At 35.9% G+C, this 20,033-nt stretch carries 23 protein-coding genes; 8 read left to right on the top strand and 15 right to left on the bottom strand.

Features of this window, described 5'->3' with window-relative positions; genetic code table 11:
* Positions 1–162: 162 nt before the first annotated feature.
* The gene (locus tag NSQ08_RS01105; protein WP_002125062.1) at positions 163–444 is read right to left on the bottom strand and encodes a gamma-type small acid-soluble spore protein; all 282 of its coding nucleotides are present in this window, start codon (positions 442–444) and stop codon (positions 163–165) included.
* Positions 445–569: 125 nt separating this feature from the next.
* Here NSQ08_RS01105 and NSQ08_RS01100 point away from each other — a divergent pair, with 125 nt between their 5' ends.
* Entirely contained in the window at positions 570–746 is a 177-nt protein-coding gene (locus NSQ08_RS01100) for a hypothetical protein (RefSeq protein WP_002091123.1), read from the top strand.
* 240 nt (positions 747–986) lie between these two features.
* Here the strand turns inward: NSQ08_RS01100 and mutY are convergent, their stop codons facing one another.
* On the bottom strand, positions 987–2,084 hold the full coding sequence (gene mutY / locus NSQ08_RS01095) for an A/G-specific adenine glycosylase (RefSeq protein WP_002091125.1): 1,098 nt from the start codon (positions 2,082–2,084) through the stop codon (positions 987–989).
* A gap of 149 nt (positions 2,085–2,233) precedes the next feature.
* On the opposite strand from mutY, the gene NSQ08_RS01090 reads away from it, so the two are divergent.
* Complete coding sequence (locus NSQ08_RS01090) at positions 2,234–3,214, top strand: metal-dependent hydrolase (RefSeq protein ID WP_002029634.1); 981 nt, start codon at positions 2,234–2,236, stop codon at positions 3,212–3,214.
* A gap of 24 nt (positions 3,215–3,238) precedes the next feature.
* Here NSQ08_RS01090 and NSQ08_RS01085 read toward each other — a convergent pair whose 3' ends face one another.
* Entirely contained in the window at positions 3,239–3,505 is a 267-nt protein-coding gene (locus NSQ08_RS01085; RefSeq protein ID WP_002010328.1) for a YfhJ family protein, read from the bottom strand.
* Between the two features lie 122 nt (positions 3,506–3,627).
* On the opposite strand from NSQ08_RS01085, the gene NSQ08_RS01080 reads away from it, so the two are divergent.
* Together NSQ08_RS01080 and NSQ08_RS01075 are read left to right on the top strand one after the other, a co-directional pair.
* Positions 3,628–3,786 carry a small, acid-soluble spore protein K gene (locus NSQ08_RS01080; protein WP_002010326.1) on the top strand — a complete coding sequence of 53 codons (159 nt, stop codon included), beginning with the start codon at positions 3,628–3,630 and terminating at the stop codon, positions 3,784–3,786.
* Positions 3,787–3,818: 32 nt separating this feature from the next.
* A complete protein-coding gene (locus NSQ08_RS01075; protein WP_002010325.1) occupies positions 3,819–3,971 on the top strand; it encodes a YpzG family protein in 153 nt (50 codons plus the stop codon).
* A 64-nt stretch (positions 3,972–4,035) separates the two neighbouring features.
* On the opposite strand, the gene NSQ08_RS01070 is transcribed toward NSQ08_RS01075, so the two are convergent.
* The gene (locus tag NSQ08_RS01070) at positions 4,036–4,353 is read right to left on the bottom strand and encodes a YfhH family protein (RefSeq protein ID WP_002029631.1); all 318 of its coding nucleotides are present in this window, start codon (positions 4,351–4,353) and stop codon (positions 4,036–4,038) included.
* 9 nt (positions 4,354–4,362) lie between these two features.
* Positions 4,363–5,175: a recombination regulator RecX gene (recX, locus tag NSQ08_RS01065; RefSeq protein WP_002029629.1), complete on the bottom strand. Its 813-nt coding sequence runs from the start codon at positions 5,173–5,175 to the stop codon at positions 4,363–4,365.
* An 81-nt stretch (positions 5,176–5,256) separates the two neighbouring features.
* Here recX and NSQ08_RS01060 point away from each other — a divergent pair, with 81 nt between their 5' ends.
* The 4 genes from NSQ08_RS01060 (at position 5,257) to NSQ08_RS01045 (ending at position 8,468) form a co-directional block, all read left to right on the top strand.
* A complete protein-coding gene (locus tag NSQ08_RS01060) occupies positions 5,257–6,162 on the top strand; it encodes a TIGR01777 family oxidoreductase (RefSeq protein WP_002140287.1) in 906 nt (301 codons plus the stop codon).
* Positions 6,163–6,309: 147 nt separating this feature from the next.
* Positions 6,310–7,440, top strand: coding sequence for an amidohydrolase (locus NSQ08_RS01055; protein ID WP_002010318.1), 1,131 nt, complete (start codon positions 6,310–6,312; stop codon positions 7,438–7,440).
* 240 nt (positions 7,441–7,680) lie between these two features.
* A complete protein-coding gene (locus tag NSQ08_RS01050; protein ID WP_002091129.1) occupies positions 7,681–8,238 on the top strand; it encodes a GNAT family N-acetyltransferase in 558 nt (185 codons plus the stop codon).
* A gap of 110 nt (positions 8,239–8,348) precedes the next feature.
* Positions 8,349–8,468, top strand: coding sequence for a YfhE family protein (locus NSQ08_RS01045; protein WP_002029627.1), 120 nt, complete (start codon positions 8,349–8,351; stop codon positions 8,466–8,468).
* A gap of 450 nt (positions 8,469–8,918) precedes the next feature.
* Here the strand turns inward: NSQ08_RS01045 and NSQ08_RS01040 are convergent, their stop codons facing one another.
* From NSQ08_RS01040 to NSQ08_RS00995, 10 genes are all read right to left on the bottom strand, one after another.
* Entirely contained in the window at positions 8,919–10,085 is a 1,167-nt protein-coding gene (locus tag NSQ08_RS01040) for a diglucosyl diacylglycerol synthase (RefSeq protein ID WP_340770554.1), read from the bottom strand.
* A gap of 411 nt (positions 10,086–10,496) precedes the next feature.
* Positions 10,497–11,237 carry a pyruvate formate-lyase-activating protein gene (gene pflA, locus NSQ08_RS01035; RefSeq protein ID WP_340770552.1) on the bottom strand — a complete coding sequence of 247 codons (741 nt, stop codon included), beginning with the start codon at positions 11,235–11,237 and terminating at the stop codon, positions 10,497–10,499.
* Positions 11,238–11,306: 69 nt separating this feature from the next.
* Entirely contained in the window at positions 11,307–13,556 is a 2,250-nt protein-coding gene (gene pflB, locus NSQ08_RS01030) for a formate C-acetyltransferase (protein WP_002029623.1), read from the bottom strand.
* Positions 13,557–13,708: 152 nt separating this feature from the next.
* Entirely contained in the window at positions 13,709–13,927 is a 219-nt protein-coding gene (locus NSQ08_RS01025; RefSeq protein WP_033708765.1) for a hypothetical protein, read from the bottom strand.
* Entirely contained in the window at positions 13,899–15,443 is a 1,545-nt protein-coding gene (locus NSQ08_RS01020) for a glycosyltransferase family 2 protein (RefSeq protein WP_033708764.1), read from the bottom strand. The genes NSQ08_RS01025 and NSQ08_RS01020 overlap by 29 nt, the downstream gene beginning before the upstream one ends.
* A complete protein-coding gene (locus tag NSQ08_RS01015; RefSeq protein WP_340770540.1) occupies positions 15,436–16,401 on the bottom strand; it encodes an NAD-dependent epimerase/dehydratase family protein in 966 nt (321 codons plus the stop codon). The genes NSQ08_RS01020 and NSQ08_RS01015 overlap by 8 nt, the downstream gene beginning before the upstream one ends.
* Complete coding sequence (locus NSQ08_RS01010; RefSeq protein ID WP_340770538.1) at positions 16,398–17,642, bottom strand: nucleotide sugar dehydrogenase; 1,245 nt, start codon at positions 17,640–17,642, stop codon at positions 16,398–16,400. The genes NSQ08_RS01015 and NSQ08_RS01010 overlap by 4 nt, the downstream gene beginning before the upstream one ends.
* Positions 17,632–19,179, bottom strand: coding sequence for a glycosyltransferase family 2 protein (locus NSQ08_RS01005; protein WP_033713705.1), 1,548 nt, complete (start codon positions 19,177–19,179; stop codon positions 17,632–17,634). The genes NSQ08_RS01010 and NSQ08_RS01005 overlap by 11 nt, the downstream gene beginning before the upstream one ends.
* Positions 19,180–19,192: 13 nt before the next feature.
* Positions 19,193–19,387 (bottom strand): hypothetical protein, encoded by a 195-nt coding sequence (locus NSQ08_RS01000; RefSeq protein ID WP_002029614.1) that lies wholly within the window; start codon positions 19,385–19,387, stop codon positions 19,193–19,195.
* Between the two features lie 16 nt (positions 19,388–19,403).
* Positions 19,404–19,805: a hypothetical protein gene (locus tag NSQ08_RS00995; RefSeq protein ID WP_002125041.1), complete on the bottom strand. Its 402-nt coding sequence runs from the start codon at positions 19,803–19,805 to the stop codon at positions 19,404–19,406.
* Between the last annotated feature and the right edge of the window lie 228 nt (positions 19,806–20,033).

Genomic DNA, 20,033 nt, shown 5'->3' with positions numbered 1-20,033 from the left:
CCAGTTATAATTCCTATTACATATTTTCTAATCGTGAACTTCTTTCTCCTTTGACTATATTTGTTGACTTATTAGAAGTTATGTCGTTCCCTTTATTTTCATTACAGTGACACGCACACAAAGAAAACACTTCTCTCGAATTGGAGAAGTGTTTTTCTTTCATTACTCGTTTGAACTAGAAGATTGTGATTGTTTTGCAGCTGATTGTGCATTTTGTTTTTTCACTGCATGCACATCTGTTTCAGTTGCAAACTCTGTACCATAACTAGCATTTGCACTTTGAGCAGCAGAAGCTTGTGCTTTCTGTGCCTCTGATTGTGCGTTCGCTTGTTTTACTGCTTGTACATTCGTTTCAGTTGCAAACTCTGTACCATAGCTAGCATTTGTACTTTGAATGCTAGCACCAGAAGTTGCCTTATTATAACCTTGTTGTTTTTTACTCATCTTTCTCACCTCCACAATCAATAATGTAACCAATTCACTTAGAAGTTATCCCTAATTTTCTTTTTAAAAATTCACGTATATATCTCTTATCACTCATTCAAACTACATATGATGGAGGTGGGAATATGTATACTGGACGTGATATGACTGAGCTAACTATGATTTCCAAAAATGAATGGAAAGAGGATGAATTAGCTTATTTTCATCATTCATTTCAGCAAATTATGCCTTATCTAAATGTAGAGGGACAAACGATTTATAAAGAAGTTGTGAAAGAAATCGAGTCACGGGGCGGATTATAAACGCGTGGATTTTCAACCTCAAAATACAAATTTATTTTCAATATAAAAAAACGTGTTCCAAAGTTCTGGAACACGTTTTTTATTATTTATCCCGCTATTTGCCGGGCAGTAAGACCCCACCTCAAAATGCAGCGAAAGCAAAGAAGTTAGGTTGGGGTCGGGCTGCCCATAAAAGCCCGATTGGTGAGGGCTAATAATCAGTGGGGGATGAAGAAAACCCCCACTGATTAAAGTTTCACTTTACTGCATTGTAATTTTCTCAACACACTTTTCGTAAATTGTACGATGTGATTTCGAGAAAGGTAACTGTTCAAACGCTTCTTTCGATACAAACTTTAATGTATCCGTTTCGACAATATTACCTGTTACTTTTCCGTAAAATATGAAGATATCCCAAGTACGATGTGTAAAAGTATGTTGTACATTCATCGCGTATTCATCAATAGAAACAGAGAGATCAAAGCTCTCCTTCATATAATCCGTAAGCTGTTGTTTTTGATTACGAATACCTTCACTTAGTTCAATATTCGGGAACTCCCACATATTAGCCAGTAATCCCGTACTTGGGCGTTTATTAATTACGTAACGGCCATCTTCAGTTTGAAGTACTCCCGCAACGAGCGGTACCATTGTAGGTGCTTTCGCTTTACTCTTCACTGGTAGTTCTTTTTGAACACCTTCAGCATACCCTCTGCAATGTTCACGTACAGGACAAAGTAAACAAGATGGATTTTTCGGTATACAAATTAATGCCCCTAATTCCATCAAACCTTGGTTAAAATAAGATGGATTTTCTATAGAAATAATTTCACGCACAATCTCTTCAAAAACTTTTCTCGTTTTCGGTTTTGCAATATCATCCCACACTGATAAAATACGAGATAATACGCGCATAACATTTCCATCAACCGCTGGCTCTGGTATGCCATATGCAATACTTAAAATGGCACCTTTTGTATATGGTCCCACTCCTTTTAATTTTTCAATTTTCTTTACATCGCTCGGTACTGTCCCGCCGTATACTTCTTTTACCTCTTTTACTGCAGCATGTAAATTTCGTGCTCTAGAATAATAACCTAAGCCTTCCCATGCTTTTAATACTTCTTCATCATCGGCAGTTGCTAGCGCTTCAAGCGTAGGAAACTTCCCCATAAAATTTGCGTAATATGGTTTTACAGCCTCTACCCTTGTTTGCTGTAACATAATTTCTGAAACCCAAACACGGTATGGATCTTTATTTTTTCGCCACGGTAAATCACGTTGTTCTTTTTCAAACCAACCAATTAAATCATTTTGAAACTGTTCTATGTTAAACTCATTTAATATTTCAAGTGTCAAACTTGATCCCCCTCATTTTTTTGCATATACGTACTATTATAAAGATTTTAGGAAAAAATTTAAGTAAGATGACATAGGAAATAGAAGGCAAAGGACTTGAGGTATCGAATAAAAAGAGTTACATTAATAAAAAACGGAGGTGGATTTCTATGGACACAGCCACTCACCTTGTTATGGGCGTTACTCTAGGCAGTTTGGCAACATTAGATCCAGCTATAGCACAAAGTGATATTGGGCCACAAGCAGTGATGCTTGCAACAATTGCCGGTTCCAATATTCCTGACATCGATACAGTTTTAAAATTGCGTAATAACGCTAAATATATAAGAAATCATCGCGGGATTACTCATTCCATCCCTGCAGTGATCCTTTGGTCACTCCTTATAAGTGGCATCTCTTTCGCCTTCTTTTCAGACGCTCCCTATCTGCATCTACTACTTTGGTCATTTATTGCCGTCTTTCTTCATGTCTTTGTGGATATTTTCAATGCCTATGGTACACAGGCATTAAGGCCCTTCACAAAAAAATGGGTAGCGCTCGGCATAATTAATACGTTTGATACTGTCATTTTCTTTATCCATATACTTGCTATCGCCTGTATGCTTGTCGGAGCACATAAAGGCTATACTGCTTTAGCAGCGTATATATTAATGTTTGTTTACTATATCGGCCGCATTATGATGCATCGAAATATTAAAAGTGTAGTATACAAACGTTTCAAAAATGTAGAGAAAGTAATTATTTCTCCTTCTTACAAATTTTATCATTATCATTTAGCCGTCGTTACAACTGAACATTACTACGTCGCAAGATGGCACCGCGGTAACATCCTTGTATACGATAAATTCGATCGCGTACTGTTCCCGAATACCGCCATTATGCAAGCCGCTGTGCGAGATGAAAATATATCTGCTTTCTTATCTTTCTCGCCTGTATATCGCTGGGATATTTTCGATTATGATAACTATTATGAAGTTCGATTTATTGATTTGCGGTATCGAAGTAAAGATTATTATCCATTCGTCGCAATCGTTCAGCTCGATCAAAATTTAAATATTATTAGTTCATATACAGGATGGATTTTCAGCGAAGAGAAACTTCGAAAGAAACTGGAATTGCTTCCACATTAAAAAAAGCGACCTACGTCGCTTTTTTTAATGTTTCAAATGATCTTCTTGATTGATTAAATGGCTATACTTCGGATTATTTGTACGCATTTCATGAAGGCGCCCTCCATGATTATTAACCCATGTTCGTACCACTTGTTCAGTCATTTCCTCACCTTGGTAACGACCTGATTTAGCATAAGTTGTTCGGAAGTCTTCCCACAATAATTCAACCCATGCACGAGCTTGTGCGTAAGAAAGGTTGTCATTTTTATCTAATAATTCTTTCGTTAATGTTTCATAAATATCATTCATGTTCTATTCTCCTTTTACCTATTTATTCCCTTAATTTCTAAAGGATAGTTTCTTCTATTTTGCACATTCTATAAGTGATACTTCTTAAAGGGGTATCGACTGATAGTGAGGGGGCGTTCTTAATGGGTAGACAAGCCGAATTTTGGTCTGAGTCAAAAAACAACAGCAAAATCGACGGTCAACCGAAAGCGAAATCACGCTTCGCTTCGAAACGACCTAACGGCACAATTAACACGCACCCACAAGAGCGTATGCGTGCTGCAAATCAGCAGGAAGAGTAGTACAAATTAAATTCCTACACGAGGTGATAAAGATGAGCTACCGTGACCATTTAGATCGTCGTTCTGAATTATTTAACCATACGTGGACTCGTCCAAAACATGCGAAAGCGCAAGTTAATGGACAGACGCAACAAACCCAGTCTCTCATTATACTGGCAAACGAATGTAAAAAACGCCAATTTTAGAATCTCCTATCTCCTTTAACGCCTACCAAAGATGAAAACCAGAGAGATATTCACTCTCTGGTTTTTATTTTTCCTGCAGCAAGGAAATTGGTATTCCAATCTCTTCATTATCATTTTGCTTATATCCCCAAGCAAATACCCCATTGAAATACGTAATTTTAAATACCACACCAGGTTCTTCTACTAATTCATATGTCTCACCAATATGGAATTTATTTATATCTATCATATAAGCACGAGCCATAGCCATTTTTCTCATTAATACATCGAATTCATTTACAATTCCAAGTTGCTCAGCCTTTACTGCTTGCTCCTTCAAAACCCCAATTTCTTCCCTTAACTCATGTGGTGTCATTTCACTGTAGCGTTTTGGCGTACCCATCTTATTTCCTCATCCCTCTTCACGTTTCATTTGTAAAAATATATCTATCTCATCAATAGAGAATCCTTTTCGATATAACGCTTGCTTCACCTTATTTTCGAATGTCCAACCATCATACTTCTTATATTTCTCATAATATTTATTCCCATGATAGTGTAACGCTTCTTGTTGCTGTTCGTCATCTTTTTCGTCTTTCAATTCTTCCAAGCAAATTTGAATCACATCTCTAGAATATCCTTTACGAACAAGCATTTCATCTAACTTTAGCTTCATTTGTAAAAATGAATGCTTTTGATAAGATTTTTTCTTCTTTTCTATAAGAAACAAAGCATTCTCCATTTGCTTCTCCTTTGGATACTCTTGTAAACTATGTGTAATGATTAAATCCTGAACACCTTTACTTAATAGCCCTCTCCTAATAACAGTTGGACCTTTTTGATTCACATTACTTTGCGTTCGCACGTATGAAATAGCGTACTCTTTATCATTAATATATCGATCATGTAATAATTTCGAAACGACTTCAGAGATGATGGCCTGTCCCACTTCTTTTTTTCGTAAGAAATCTTCTATTTCTTGTTTTGTTCTCATTTGATAGGATAAATAGGAAATCGCTTGTAAATATGCTTTTTGTACCTCTTCATTGTACAAAATATTCCCTAACGCTACTTCATCAATTTCTAAGCCTTTTTGTAACCCATGTTTCATTAAGATTGATTGATTCACACTAAACCCGTACTCTTCGCCTTGACCTTTATCAATATAAATATTAAATCGTTCTTTCGATCGTTTTTGCACTTCTATTTTTGTAATGACAGTCATACTCTCACCTCTCTATTATTTTAACATAGTCAAGGAACGTTTTTTCTTTTCAAGAATATATATAATGAGGAGGAAATAATTGTGAAAATCGCAATTTCTGGTGGCTCTGGCTTTATAGGCAAATCCCTTTCTAGTTTTTTTATTCAAAAGGGATTTACTGTTTACATTCTTACTCGAAAAAAAATTGCTGAAACTTCACACACTAACCTTCAATACGTACAGTGGACACCGGATTTACAGACCTTCCCTCTCTCCTCTATTGATGTAGTTATTAATCTAGCTGGAGAATCTATTAATAGTAGATGGACAAAAAAACAAAAAGAATCAATTTTAAACAGTAGAATTCAAACAACAAAAGGACTCATTAAACAATTACAAACCCTTGAAACAAAGCCACACACATTTATTAATGCAAGTGCCATTGGATACTATGGGACATCTGAAACCGAATCTTTTACAGAACAGCAAGAGACTCCAGGAGATGACTTTTTAGCAAACACAGTATATTTGTGGGAGCAAGAAGCATCTAAAGCCCGCTCCATTGGAATAAGAACTGTCTACACAAGATTTGGAGTCGTATTGGGCGCAGATGGAGGAGCTCTTCCAAAAATGCTACTTCCCTATCAATTATATATCGGCGGTACACTTGGATCTGGAAACCAATGGTTATCATGGATTCATATAGACGATGTCGTTCGCATGATTGATTTCATCATTCACAAAAAAGAAATTGACGGACCTTTTAATATTACAGCGCCAACGCCAATACGGATGAAAGAGTTCGGTGAAATTATTGCCACTATAACTAGGCGACCTCATTGGCTACCTGTTCCTTCATTTGTACTTCGCGCTTTACTCGGTGAGATGAGTATACTTGTATTAGAAGGGCAACATGTATTACCCAATAAAGCTATTAAACATGGATATCAATACACATTTCCAACAGTTAACCATGCATTACAAAATATCCTCTTGCATACAATGTAGTACTTTTAAAATACAGTTTTACGGGTAGTCTATCTCCTCCAAGACTTCTTACTTTTTAAACACCGGAGCATTACTACACGAAAAACCTTTCAGTTACTTTGTCTAAACCTATTCTACACATTACAAGGTGACGGAAATGAGGTCTCTATGAAAATATTGCTCAAACAAGCCATTGTATATCCTATTACATCCCAAAAGTTTCAAGGAGATGTACTCGTTATAGGAGAACGCATTGCCGCGGTCAAACCTCATATTGATACTACTCAGGATATGACCGTTATAGATGCACGAGCTCTTCATCTCTTGCCTGGATTTATTGATGTTCATACTCACCTTGGCCTCTACGATGAAGGTACTGGTTGGGCTGGTAATGATGCAAATGAAACATCCGAAGTTTCAACACCACATATCCGTTCTTTAGACGGGATTCATCCTTTTGATATTGCATTTCAAGACGCTGTACAAAATGGTGTTACGACTGTTCACGTGATGCCCGGAAGCCAAAACATTATCGGCGGTACTACTTGCGTAATAAAAACTGCTGGAACTTGTATTGATCATATGATTATTCAGGAACCTGCTGGTTTAAAAATTGCCTTTGGAGAAAACCCTAAAAAGTTCCATAGCAACGGCACAAAAGAATCAATAACACGTATGGGAATTATGGGGTTACTTCGTGAATCATTCTATGACGCACAACACTACGGGCATGAAGCTGATTTTCGAATGCTACCTATTTTAAAAGCACTCCGCCGAGAAATACCGGTACGTATCCACGCTCACCGCGCAGATGATATCACTTCAGCTTTACGCTTTGCGACAGAATTCAATCTTGATTTACGTATTGAACATTGTACAGAAGGACACTTTATTGTTGAAGAGCTTTCGAAACACAATCTAAAAGTTTCAGTTGGACCTACTCTTACGCGACGTTCGAAAATTGAATTAAAAAACAAAACGTGGGATACTTATCATATTTTATCGAAAAATGGAGTAGAAGTTTCTATTACAACCGACCACCCTTATACACCAATTCAATATTTAAATGTTTGCGCTGCCATTGCAGTAAGAGAAGGATTAGATGAGAAAACAGCGTTGGAAGGAATCACTATTTTCCCAGCTCGAAATTTACGTTTGGAGGATAGAATTGGAAGCATTGATGTTGGAAAAGATGCTGACCTCGTGTTATGGACACATCATCCTTTCCATTATTTAGCCAAGCCTGTACTCACTATGATTGACGGAAAAATAATTTACAAAAAAAATAAAAAAAACTAGTTTATTTTTTTGACTAGATACAGTATTATACGATTATAAACTGAATGAAACCATAATCAATTTGTGTCGTGATTATCATTTTCAAATTGATGAATGGGGAAGGCAAATGGTGCGCCACCAGCGTTAGAAACTGGTTCTAGTGGGTTCGATTCCCACCCCGAAATTTTTTAAAGATTGATATAAAAATTTCGAGGGTGGGTGCTTTTTCGTCATGCTACCCTCGTGTGAGGAGGAGTTAGTGTGTTGAAAAAACGCGACTTACACGACAGCCACGTTCTATACGAATTAATGGTGGATCCTGCTGTCTTCCCTTTTGTGCGTCAAAAGGCCTATTCTTATGAAGAATATTTATTTTTAACGAAACAAACAATCGAAGCCGAAGAGCGTGGAGAATTAATCTCACGCACAATTTTAGATGAATGGGGTAACCCCATCGGCACAATTACTTTATTTGATGTGCAAGAAAAAGCTGGATTCCTCGGAACTTGGCTTGGCAAACCATATCATGGTAAAGGATATAATAAATTGGCGAAAGATTCATTTTTTAGCGAACTTTTCTATGAATTAGATATTGAAACGATTTTTATGCGTATTCGTAAAATAAATATTCGGTCTATTAAAGCTGCCGAAAAACTACAATATGTAAATCTAGCAAACGAAACAAGAAAAGCCGTTTATGATGAAATTAACGCGCATGAAGAAGTATATAATTTATATGAAATTCCAAAAGATCAGTATACACTTGCAACAATGCGAGATACAACATTCCAAGAAGCACACCAATTAAAAGAAGCGTAATCTAAAAATTCAGAAATGATAATTAATCATTACTAGTTTGACATATATGTATATCACCCCATGTCTTTGGAAACGATAGATAGTGACTTTAGGACACGAGGTGATTTGTAATGGATAAAAGGAAACGTGATAAAGCAAAAAACACATTATCTAGTACACAAGAAGTTCTCTATCAGCGAGAATTTCGAAAAGCAGATCGTGCAGCGGGCTATCGCTCAAAAAGTATTTAAAGTGAAACTGAATAATTAGAAGGTTTCCCCCCTAATTATTCAGTTTCATTACATAAGATTTTCCAATGAATTAGTAAAAAAGGTTCCTTATTTATAAGGAACCTTTTTTGTGGACAACCTTATCCACAAAAAACGTAGAATTGTGCATAAATTACAAAAGTATTTTACGAATTCATTTATTTAAATGAATTCGTAACGTGAGAATTGTGGATAATTTTCTAAAAATTGTGGATTATGTGGATATAGCTGTTAATATTCCGATTTTACTGTCTAATGAAGGCGTAATCCCTTGTGGATAAAGTGAAACTTTAATCAGTGGGAGTTTTGTTTATCCCCACTGATTATTAGCCCTCACCAATCGGGCTTTTGCGGGATAAGTTAATAATTCACGTTTATTTTTTTACAACAATAAAAAAAACCCTCTTTAAATGCTTAAAAGAGGGTTTCATATTAAGTAAAAGATTCGGCAAGAACTGGTGATTTAATAGGTATATGATTCGGCTCTGCATGATTTTCTGCCAAAATTGTATCCACAATATGACCAGCTGGCTCAGGACGATAAATACTTTTCATTGCTTCTTTCATCTGAAGAAGCTTCATATCATCTTGTAATAACGCCTCTGTTTTTGCAAAAACTTCACTATCATCACGAATTACAACTGCAGCCCCTTTTTTTTCAAAATACAACGCATTTTCATTCTCTTGTCCTGGGACAGGTTTATATAAAATGACAGGTACTTGTAATGCTGCTGCTTCGCTTAATGTAATACCACCTGGCTTCGTAATCATACAAGAAGTAACACGGAACAATTCATCAATGTTTTCAACATAACCAAATACTTTTAAAGCATCAGAACTTTGTTCCTGTAGTTCCATTAAATCTTGCTTTAAAGCTTCGTTTTTCCCACAAACGACAACTACTTGTAAGTTTGGTACTGACATAAATGACTGGCATAGCTCTTTTACACTCCCTAGCACACCATGAGCACCTGCTACAATTAGTAACATCTTTTTATCCTTACATAACTGATATTTATTATATATAATTGCTGGATTTATCTTTAGCTCAAAACTGCTACGAATCGGAATCCCTGTTTCAACAATTTGTTCTGCAGATACACCGATATCAACCATCACTTTTTTCACATGATCGGTTGCTACAAAATAACGATCTACTTCTCGATGGATCCATATTTTATGCACGCAAAAATCCGTTAATACGTTATAAACAGGAATAGAAATACCTATTTGCTTTTTCAATTCTGGTACAGCGATGATTGGAAAGGTATTAATAACAATATCCGGTTTCTCCACCTGTAATAGCGTCTTCAAACGCTTTCTCCCAAAATTCGCATACCAAGATGCTATTTTTTTATCATAAATTTTCTCTACACCATAATAAAACAAACGATATAATTCTTTTCCTACCGTATAGCTTTTTAAATATAAATATTTTGTAATATCGGTTATAACTGGATGTGATTCTCCAAACAAGTCGCATACAATTACATCTTCGATTCCTTTTTGGCGAAATGTTTGTTCTAATGTTTTTGCCACTTGCACATGACCGTTACCGTAATGTGCAGTTAATATTAAAACCTTGGGGTTTTTTATCAAACAAATCCACTCCTAGCTTTTTGTTTCTCCATATTGCATATACGACAATAGGAAAAACATTTTCCTTAAAAACTACATACTCGGATTCTAATACTTTCCTGTTAGCTATGTATCTGTCGTGGATATGCAAAGCATATAAGATTGACCCCTTAATCCTATCTGTGCTCATATCTTTACATTATACTTTCCTATAAGAGCTTTCGCAATAACTTACAAATGTTCTATATTCCATAATACTCACTCTTTTACTTCTTAATTCTTTTTACTATTTTGATTTCCCTTTACAATTATGTAAATTTCTCCGCTTATTCTTTACAAAAATATGGGTATTCCCTTTTCAGTATACTCTTTTCTAAATATATACTCTAGATTTTATTATGAAGAAACAAAAAGCCTAACCAAATGTTTAGGTTAGACTGCTTGTAAAATATGTTTTGCATGTTCAACATTTTCTTCTGTCGGTGGATTCACATCCGCAAGTGGATACTTATGTCCAAGTGCCTCCCATTTATAAACACCGAGCTTATGATATGGCAGCACTTCCACTTTCTTAACATTAGATAGACTTTGAATAAAGTTTGATAATTTTTGCAAATCCTCTTCACCATCGGTAACACCGGGAACACCGGGAACCAATACATGTCTTACCCAAATTGGTTTCTTTATATCCGATAAATAACGAGCAAATTGTAAAATGTGTTCATTTGGTTTCCCTGTTAATTTACGATGTTTCTTTGAATCAATATGCTTCAAATCCAATAAAACTAAATCTGTATACTCCATTAAAATATCTAGCTTATTTTGGAATTCTGGTTCTTCAGAATAACAACCGCCAGAAGAATCGATTGTTGTATGGATACCAGCTTCTTTGCACTTTTTAAACAACTGGGTTAAGAAGTCTAGCTGTAATAGTGGCTCTCCACCGCTAACTGTTATACCGCCTCCAGAAGCTTCAATAAATGGAAGGTAACATGTCACATCCTGCATCACTTCTTCAACTGTTATTTCTTTACCTTTACCGATTTCCCATGTATCAGCATTATGACAATATTGACAACGTAATAAACACCCTTGTGTAAATATGACATAACGAATCCCTGGGCCATCAACAGTACCACAAGACTCTACAGAATGTATTCTTCCTTTTACCATGTTACTTCCTCCTTTATTGAAACAGCCTCCCTCCGCTATATATTAAAAGCAGAGGGACACTTTTTTCACTTACATGCTTTCATGCATTGTACGGTTTATTACATCAATTTGTTGTTCACGAGTTAATTTAATAAAGTTAACAGCGTAACCAGATACACGAATTGTTAATTGTGGATATTTTTCAGGATGCTCCATTGCATCCATTAATGTTTCACGGTTAAATACGTTAATATTTAAGTGGTGTCCTTCTTTTATTGCATATCCATCAAGCATAGATACTAAGTTGCGTACTTGTACATCATCTTCTTTACCAAGTGCTTTTGGAATAATAGAGAATGTATTTGAAATACCATCTTGTGCATCTTCATATGGTAATTTAGCTACAGATAATAATGATGCTAATGCACCTTTTGTATCACGGCCATGCATTGGGTTTGCGCCCGGTGCAAATGGTTCTCCAGTACGACGTCCATCTGGAGTGTTACCAGTTTTCTTACCGTATACAACGTTAGATGTGATTGTTAAGATTGACATTGTATGAACAGAATTACGGTATGTTTTATGTTTGCGAATCTTGTTCATAAATGTTTTCACAAGATTTACTGCGATTTCATCTACACGATCATCATTGTTACCGTATTTAGGGAAATCTCCCTCAATTTCGAAATCAACTGCAATACCATTTTCATCACGAATTGGTTTTACTTGTGCATATTTAATTGCACTTAAAGAGTCTGCTACTACAGATAATCCAGCGATACCTGTTGCCATTGTACGAAGAACATTTGTATCGTGAAGTGCCATTTCAATACGTTCATAGCTATATTTATCGTGCATATAGTGAATTACATTTAATGTATTTAAGTATAGACCAGCTAACCATTCCATTGTCATATCGAATTTACGCATAACTTCTTCATAATCTAATACTTCAGAAGTAATTGGTGCGTATTCAGGACCAACTTGTGCTTTTGACTTTTCATCTTTACCACCGTTAACCGCATATAGTAATGCTTTCGCTAAGTTTGCACGTGCTCCGAAGAACTGCATTTGTTTACCAATTCTCATTGCTGATACACAACAAGCAATACCGTAGTCATCACCGTAGTCAGCACGCATAATGTCATCATTTTCGTATTGAATTGCTGATGTTTTAATAGACATTTTTGCACAGTAGTTTTTAAAGTTCTCTGGTAATTGTTTAGACCAAAGAACTGTTAAGTTTGGTTCTGGTGCTGGTCCTAAATTATCTAATGTATGCAAGAAACGGAATGAGTTTTTTGTTACTAACGGACGACCGTCTAACGCCATACCACCGATAGATTCAGTTACCCAAGTTGGGTCTCCAGAGAATAGTTCATTATAATCAGGTGTTCTTGCAAATTTCACAAGACGTAATTTCATAATGAAATGGTCAACAATTTCTTGTGCTTTTTCTTCTGTTAAAGTACCATTTGCTAAATCTCTTTCAATGTAAACATCTAAGAATGTAGAGGTACGTCCAAGGCTCATTGCTGCCCCGTTTTGCTCTTTAATTGCTGCAAGATAAGCAAAGTATAACCATTGGAAGGCCTCTTGTGCATTTGTAGCTGGCTTAGAAATATCGAATCCATGAGAAGCAGCCATCTGTTTTAACTCTTGAAGTGCACGCATTTGCTCAGATAATTCTTCACGTAAACGCATTGTATCTTCGCTCATTACACCGCCAGTTAAATTATAATCCGCTTTTTTCGCTTCAATTAAATGATCTATACCATATAGCGCTACGCGGCGATAGTCACCGATAATACGTCCACGTCCATACGCATCTGGAAGACCAGTAATAACACCTGATTTACGAGCCGCTTTCATTTCTGGTGTGTATGCATCAAATACACCTTGATTATGAGTTTTACGCCAGTCTCTGAAAATCTTGCTAAGTTCTTTATCCATTTCATATCCATACGCTTCACAAGCTTGTTCTGCCATACGAATACCACCATATGGTTGTAAAGAACGTTTAAATGGTTTATCAGTTTGGAAACCGACCACTTTTTCAATATCTTTATTTAAATATCCTGGTTCATGTGATGTAATAGAAGAAACAATTTTTGTATCCATATCAAGAACGCCACCGTTTTCACGTTCCTTTGTTGTTAAATCCATTACTTGATCCCAAAGTTGTTTCGTTGCTTCAGTTGCTTCCGCTAAGAAAGAGTCTTCCCCCTCGTAAACGTTTACATTATTTAAAATGAAATCGCGAACATCAATCTCTGCTTTCCATTTTTCACCTTTAAAGTTTTCCCACGCACTTTTTACATTTTCTAATACTTGAGTCATCCTAATCTCCTCCATTTTTGATTAGTACAGGACTACGTTTTTTTATATAACAGCTTACACACTTAGAATACTACTTTTTTTCGGAAGTGGACGAAATAGTTGTGACATGTTTGTGAAACGTTGAGCAAACCACTACATACATAGTGTTAACCTCACATAAAACTCTTTAGAATTAACCCTTTCTTTAATTGTATTTTTTTGGTATTCTTATATACGAGTCCTATTTTGTAATATAAGAACGATACCCATTGTAGAGCTGTAATACTCTTATCTCCTAATCTGTTATAGTTTTTATAACAGAGCAAAAAAGTGTACATACGTTGTACACTTTTTTTGTTACCACTATAAAACATCTCTTTGTCTATTTCCATCGTAAAATCCACCACGACTGTTTGTTAATGCAATTAATTGCTCTAATCCTTCTATATGATCACCAATAATTCGAAGGACAGCTGGAGGATGACCTATTTTTGCGAAATGTTCACTGGGACGAATACGGTTCATCTTATCAACATCGACACGACTTACACAAGCGATTTCAAAACCTGAAAGTACAGCTTTCACTTGTGCTACACAAGGTGACAATAATGATTTATACCCTATTTCCTTCAAACAAGTACGACTAAACGCATTAGGTACAGCAATAAGAGAGCCTACTCCTAAATCTTTTCTATCACAAGCTAAATTTAATGCATATTTAAATGCTGTTACAAGATGAAGTGGTACTCTCAAATCTAAATAATGATTTAAATCATTTAATGCGACATCCGTTCCATCTGCAATAGCTTTTGCAAAGGGATATAGCTCACTAGCTGGAATAACAAAATCACCGTCTATAAATAAAACAATTTCTCCTTTTGCAAAATAAGTTCCAAGCGAACGCCCCACATCGTTTCCAAGTGCTTCTTTATACACAATTGTTGTTGCTCCCTTGTCTTTTGCAATTGTTGCCGTTTTATCGGACGAACCATTTACAACAACGATGATTTCAAAAGGTTCAATTTTGCGAAGCTCTTCTATAACGTTTCCAATTGTTTTCTCTTCATTTTGCACAGGAATAATTACCGATAATTGCTCTCCTTTATACAAATTAGATGTAACGCCCCATCCTTGATAAAAATCTTCAAAATTTAGAGTATGATAGACACTCTCTCTTTTCCTATTTCCATCATAATATCCTCCGCGCCCATCGCTGCCTAATATCCGCTCTGCTACAGCTTCTATATGATCACCTATCATTCGTTTTTCAGATTGAGAAAGATCCGTGCCATATGCAGCATGCTCGAATGGACGAAATTTATTTGGCGTAATAACGTCAATTGCACAATGACGACTAATTCTCCATTTACTTTGTGCTAGGCGTAGATGAGCCACAATAGGATTAACAAAACATTCGTCTCCAATACTTTGCACAACTTCCTTCGTCAGCGCATGAGGTACAGATAATAAAGAATCAATTTTTAATTCTTCACGCTCTAACATTGCATTTAATATTTGGCGCCATACTGTCACGGAGTGCGGTTTTTGTTTCTTTAAAAATAATGCGTCCAAATTATTTAAAACGATGTCCGCCTGATCATGTAAAATCGGATTAAGGAATAATTGTAATTTTGAAGTTTGAATAGCAAAATCTCCATCTACAAACAGTAATACATCACCTATCGCATGTTTTGCACCAACTGCGCGTCCAACGTCGTTACCAAGTGACTCTTTATGCTGGATTACTGTACATCCTAAGCTCTCAGCAATCGCTTCTGTACCATCATTACAACCATTTGCTACTACAATAATCTCTACTGGATTCAATGGTTTTACCGATTGAACCACATCTGAAATCGTATCCACTTCATTACATACGGGAATAATAACTGATAACGACTTAGCCATTGTTTTCTTCACGAAACCATTTAATAGTTTCTTTCAATCCTTGTTCCCACGTTACTTTCGCTTGAAACTGAACGAGTTCTCTTAATTTCGTTACGTCTGGTCTTCTATTTGGAATCTCTTCAAATCCATGTGGATATACTTCCTCAAATGGAACGTGCACAATTTTGGAAATAGACTTCGTTAATTTTTTTATATCTTCCGCTACTATCTTTATATTTTTTTCATTCTCAGAACCTATATTAATAATTTCACCATTTACCTTCTCATCCATTGCACGAATTGTTGCCTCGACCGCATCACTTACATACGTAAAGCAGCGTGTCTGCTTTCCATCTCCATACACGAGAATATCGTCACCTTGCAAAGCCGCACGAATAAATCGTGGAATTACTCCTGCGTACGGACCATCTTTCGCTCTTGGACCATAAATATTAAAATAACGAACAATCGTTACAGGTAAACCTTCTAATGCGTACCCTAAACATAATGTTTCCTCTAACGTTTTACAAATTGCATAACTCCAACGTATTTTGGAAGTTGCACCGTATAAACGATCTCCTTCTTCAGAGAATGGCGGCTCTCCCTTTCCATATACTTCAGAAGTAGATGCAAATACTACTTTCTTCTTCCCTTTTAACGCTGCTTGTAAAATATTTCTCGTTCCATCGAAATTTGTTTCAATAAGCTCTACACTTTTTTCCATTGTAGTTTTGACTCCCAAAATTGCAGCTAAATGAAACACCACATCATGTTGATTCACTAATTCATAAATTGAATTTTTATCTAAAACGCTTATTGGAATAACCCGGAGCTCTTTCATTAACTCATTATGATATTTATTTTTTTCTTTATAGAAGTTATCCACAATAGTAACTTCATAACCTCTTTTCACCAACTCTTCAGCTAAATGCGAACCAATAAATCCTGCTCCACCTGTAATTAAACATTTTTCACTCATACACTCACCTTCTTTACGATTCCACGTGTATCTATTAATCGCTCAATCCCTTTAAAAAGATTCCAATCGATGCTAGAGTGATCCGTTACAATTAAAATACAATTTGCTTGTTTAATTCTTTGTTCATCTAATGGAACAGATTGATATAGTGTATCTCCAATTTTCGCTGTAGAAATATACGGATCATGATATTCTATCTTGTATCCTTCTTTTATTAATAATTGAATAATTGGCAACGCCGGTGATTCTCTCAAATCATTCACATCTTTCTTATATGCAATCCCTACTATTAAAACCGTTGCGGGTGATTGCACCACACCTTTTACTTTCCCGATTATTTTCGCTGGCATTTCTTCATTAATTACATGTGCTGCCTCAATTAATTGACTAATTGCTCCAGCCTTTCTTATTCTCCATTGAAAATATAAAGGATCTACCGGAATACAGTGTCCTCCTATTCCTGGTCCTGGCCAATACGGAGTAAATCCAAACGGTTTTGTAGATGCCGCTTCAAGCACCTCATAAAAATTAATATCCAAACTTTCACAAAGTATATTTAACTCATTTACTAATGAAATATTAACTAAGCGCTGAATATTTTCAAATAGCTTACACATCTCGGCCACTTTCGGAGAGCTAACTGGAACGACTACATCAAATATAGTGCTATACAAATCCTGTACTTTTTGTTTACACTGCTCGGTTTGTCCACTAATAACTTTTGGAATTGTTTCAACTGAATACTGGCTATTCGCTGGATCAATTCGCTCTGGAGAATACCCAATATAATAATCTTCTCCTACCTTTTTACCTGTTTGAGAAATAATCGGAATGATAACTTCCTCCAGTGTACCTGGATATGTGGAGCTTTCAAAAATGAAGGTTTGTCCTTCTTGAAGGTGTTGTTGTATATAATGGGAGGCTGAAACGAGTGCACTTAAATCGGGTTCTTTATTCTCATTAATTGGCGTTGGCACAGTCACAATAACATACTCACTATTTTGGAACTCCGCAACACCTTTATCTGGTGTATTTACTATTAATTTTCTCTCGTTCAATAAATTTTGTAATACGTTAGAAGAAACATCAGGAATATAACTTTCTCCTTTAATTATTGATTCTATCTTCCTAGTATCTTTATCTAATCCAAGTACAGCATGTCCTCTTTCTGCAAAAAGGACCGCTAAAGGAAGGCCAACATATCCTAATCCAATAATGGTTACTTTACTACTAGCATTCATCTATATTCTCTTCTTCCCTTCTCAATTGTAGTATTATATCTCTATCCCTTTCTCCGTCTGTAAAACTCCCGCGCCCATTCGTATGTTGTAATAAATAAGCAATCGCCTCAAGCTGATCACCGAAAATACGATCGAATGCAGGAATTCTTCCATTTACAAACCCATGTTGCTCTGGACGTACTCGATTTGTTTTTATAACATCTACAAATTCCACTGCTGTAATAGAGCATTCTTCTAAAATAGCTTTCATTTGAGCTAATGGTGGAATGATAAGAGAATCATATCCAATTTTCTCTATTACCTTTTTATGCATAGCATGTGGCACTGCCGTTAATGAGTTGTTCCATAAATCTGGTCGTTTCGCTACCAAATTCACGAAATATTTCCCCATACTAATTGGATCTGCCGGGTGAAACATATCTAACAAACATTGCAAATCATTTAACGCCACATCATTTCCGTCTTCAATAGCATGCAAAAATGGAATTAGCTTTTTTGCCGGAATAGCAAAATCACCATCAACAAATAAACAAATATCTGCCGTAGCATGCATAGCCCCTATCGCTCGTGCTACATTATGTCCAAGTGCCTTCGCGAATTCAACTACAATAACATTCTCTAGCTTTGCTTGTTTAATTGTCTCGGCATCTGCTCCATTCGCAACAACTATAATTTCATCTACACCTGCCTTTTTCACTTCCTGTATGACAGATCTTATAGTCATTTTTTCTTCTGATACGGGTATAATAGCACTGTATTTCGCTTTTTCCTTTTGTAATAAAACTGGTTTATACTTCCCTATAAACTCTCTATCCCTGTTTCCCTCCGAAAAACCGCCACGTTTACCATATGTTTCGATTACGTATTGCAAAGCACACAAATGATCACCCATAATACGACTAGTCGCCTTCGGATAAGGAGAACCAGGTGATGTACCCGTATGCACAGGACGAACCTTATTCGTGTGAATTACATCGACCGAAGCCATATCGGCAATATCTACTCCTCTAGACATCGCCATCGCTTGAAATAGTGCTGGATCTGCTAAATTCCACCACCCAAGATTCTCAATAACATCCCGATTCATCGCATGTGGAATTGCGATTAAAGAACCAACAACAAGCTCTTTTTTATTCAAATAACGATTCAACATGAATTTTCCAACTGTCGTATAGTGTGGTCTCATCTTTAAATAAACAGACCATGTTAAATTATTCACAACAATTTGATGCCCTTGCTGAACTCCTTTCACGAAACGTTGTAGCTCTTTACTCTCAATAACGATGTCACCATCTAAAAACAATACAATTTCACCTTTTGCTTCTCTAGCTCCAATTGCCCTTCCTACATCATTACCAAGAGAATGTTTATAATAAATTACATGGCAACTATGCTGTAATGCGACTTCATTCGTTCCATCTGTCGATCCATTATCTACTACAATAATTTCATATGGCTTCAGCTTCTCCACTTCTACTAAAACTTGTGATAAAGTACTTGCTTCATTATGCGCTGGAATAACAACTGATATTCTCATACTTGTATCACTCTTACCCTTCCAAGCGAACATAAGCAATAATAGGAATACGCACAAGTACATCTTCAGGTGGTCCATAAGAAGGAGATGTACGAACACTTACTGCCCCGTCCGTAACAGATAAAAGAATACCTGCAACAATTTCAACAGCTGTCACAACTTGCACTAATTCACCAACATGGTTACGCAATTCATCAGTAAATAACATATATAAGTCTCCTTTCTTACACTTCTTTCATTGATATAATACTTGTAAATGGTAATAAAACTTCAGTTCCTATTCCTTCTTGCAGCGTTAAGAAATCGTCACCAACTGCTACAATAACACCTATTAACTGTCCAACTGTCACAGTAATTTCTACGTTTTTACCTAAATATTGCTTTGCAATTTCCTTAAAAGGTGATGTATTGCATTCTTTTAAAATGTTACAAATAATAGATTGAAATTGACTTGATTCTATAAACTCTTCCGTAGCTTGCTTAGAATTTCTTTGAATAAATCTCGCAAAGTTTTGTGAAAATAAAAGTCGTTCCACAGCAGGCAGTAACTTGTCATCTAAAAAATAGCCTAATTGTCTATTAAACAGTCTGGATAATTTATGCCAATATTTTCTGAACAGACACATATGCTTCTCCTCCTATTATTTTTAAAGTATAAAAATTTACATCCATACATCTTAATTTATACAAAGCAGACTTTTTTTGTGATAGGTAAGGCATACATTTTCTAAAAGAAATAATTGTTTCAGGGCATAAAAAAAGATAGATAGTTTCCCATCTGTCTTTATATATATATTAATTTTCAATTGTTACAATGGCAGCTACGCCGTAATACACAAAATTCGTTTCGCATT

Origin of the sequence: Bacillus sp. FSL E2-8887 (assembly GCF_038007205.1) — a bacterium.
GTDB classification, from domain to species: Bacteria; Bacillota; Bacilli; order Bacillales; family Bacillaceae_G; genus Bacillus_A; species Bacillus_A mycoides.
The sequence above is the reverse complement of the archived record's forward strand: the minus strand, read 5'-3'. Positions and strand labels throughout refer to the sequence as shown.

Coding starts and splice junctions, on each gene's coding strand:
- NSQ08_RS01105 (WP_002125062.1), bottom strand. CDS start 444: ATGAGTAAAAAACAACAAGGTTATAATAAGGCAACTTCTGGTGCTAGC.
- NSQ08_RS01100 (WP_002091123.1), top strand. CDS start 570: ATGTATACTGGACGTGATATGACTGAGCTAACTATGATTTCCAAAAAT.
- NSQ08_RS01090 (WP_002029634.1), top strand. CDS start 2,234: ATGGACACAGCCACTCACCTTGTTATGGGCGTTACTCTAGGCAGTTTG.
- NSQ08_RS01085 (WP_002010328.1), bottom strand. CDS start 3,505: ATGAATGATATTTATGAAACATTAACGAAAGAATTATTAGATAAAAAT.
- NSQ08_RS01080 (WP_002010326.1), top strand. CDS start 3,628: ATGGGTAGACAAGCCGAATTTTGGTCTGAGTCAAAAAACAACAGCAAA.
- NSQ08_RS01075 (WP_002010325.1), top strand. CDS start 3,819: ATGAGCTACCGTGACCATTTAGATCGTCGTTCTGAATTATTTAACCAT.
- NSQ08_RS01070 (WP_002029631.1), bottom strand. CDS start 4,353: ATGGGTACGCCAAAACGCTACAGTGAAATGACACCACATGAGTTAAGG.
- recX (WP_002029629.1), bottom strand. CDS start 5,175: ATGACTGTCATTACAAAAATAGAAGTGCAAAAACGATCGAAAGAACGA.
- NSQ08_RS01055 (WP_002010318.1), top strand. CDS start 6,310: ATGAAAATATTGCTCAAACAAGCCATTGTATATCCTATTACATCCCAA.
- NSQ08_RS01045 (WP_002029627.1), top strand. CDS start 8,349: ATGGATAAAAGGAAACGTGATAAAGCAAAAAACACATTATCTAGTACA.
- pflA (WP_340770552.1), bottom strand. CDS start 11,237: ATGGTAAAAGGAAGAATACATTCTGTAGAGTCTTGTGGTACTGTTGAT.
- pflB (WP_002029623.1), bottom strand. CDS start 13,556: ATGACTCAAGTATTAGAAAATGTAAAAAGTGCGTGGGAAAACTTTAAA.
- NSQ08_RS01025 (WP_033708765.1), bottom strand. CDS start 13,927: ATGGAAATAGACAAAGAGATGTTTTATAGTGGTAACAAAAAAAGTGTA.
- NSQ08_RS01020 (WP_033708764.1), bottom strand. CDS start 15,443: ATGGCTAAGTCGTTATCAGTTATTATTCCCGTATGTAATGAAGTGGAT.
- NSQ08_RS01015 (WP_340770540.1), bottom strand. CDS start 16,401: ATGAGTGAAAAATGTTTAATTACAGGTGGAGCAGGATTTATTGGTTCG.
- NSQ08_RS01010 (WP_340770538.1), bottom strand. CDS start 17,642: ATGAATGCTAGTAGTAAAGTAACCATTATTGGATTAGGATATGTTGGC.
- NSQ08_RS01005 (WP_033713705.1), bottom strand. CDS start 19,179: ATGAGAATATCAGTTGTTATTCCAGCGCATAATGAAGCAAGTACTTTA.
- NSQ08_RS01000 (WP_002029614.1), bottom strand. CDS start 19,387: ATGTTATTTACTGATGAATTGCGTAACCATGTTGGTGAATTAGTGCAA.
- NSQ08_RS00995 (WP_002125041.1), bottom strand. CDS start 19,805: ATGTGTCTGTTCAGAAAATATTGGCATAAATTATCCAGACTGTTTAAT.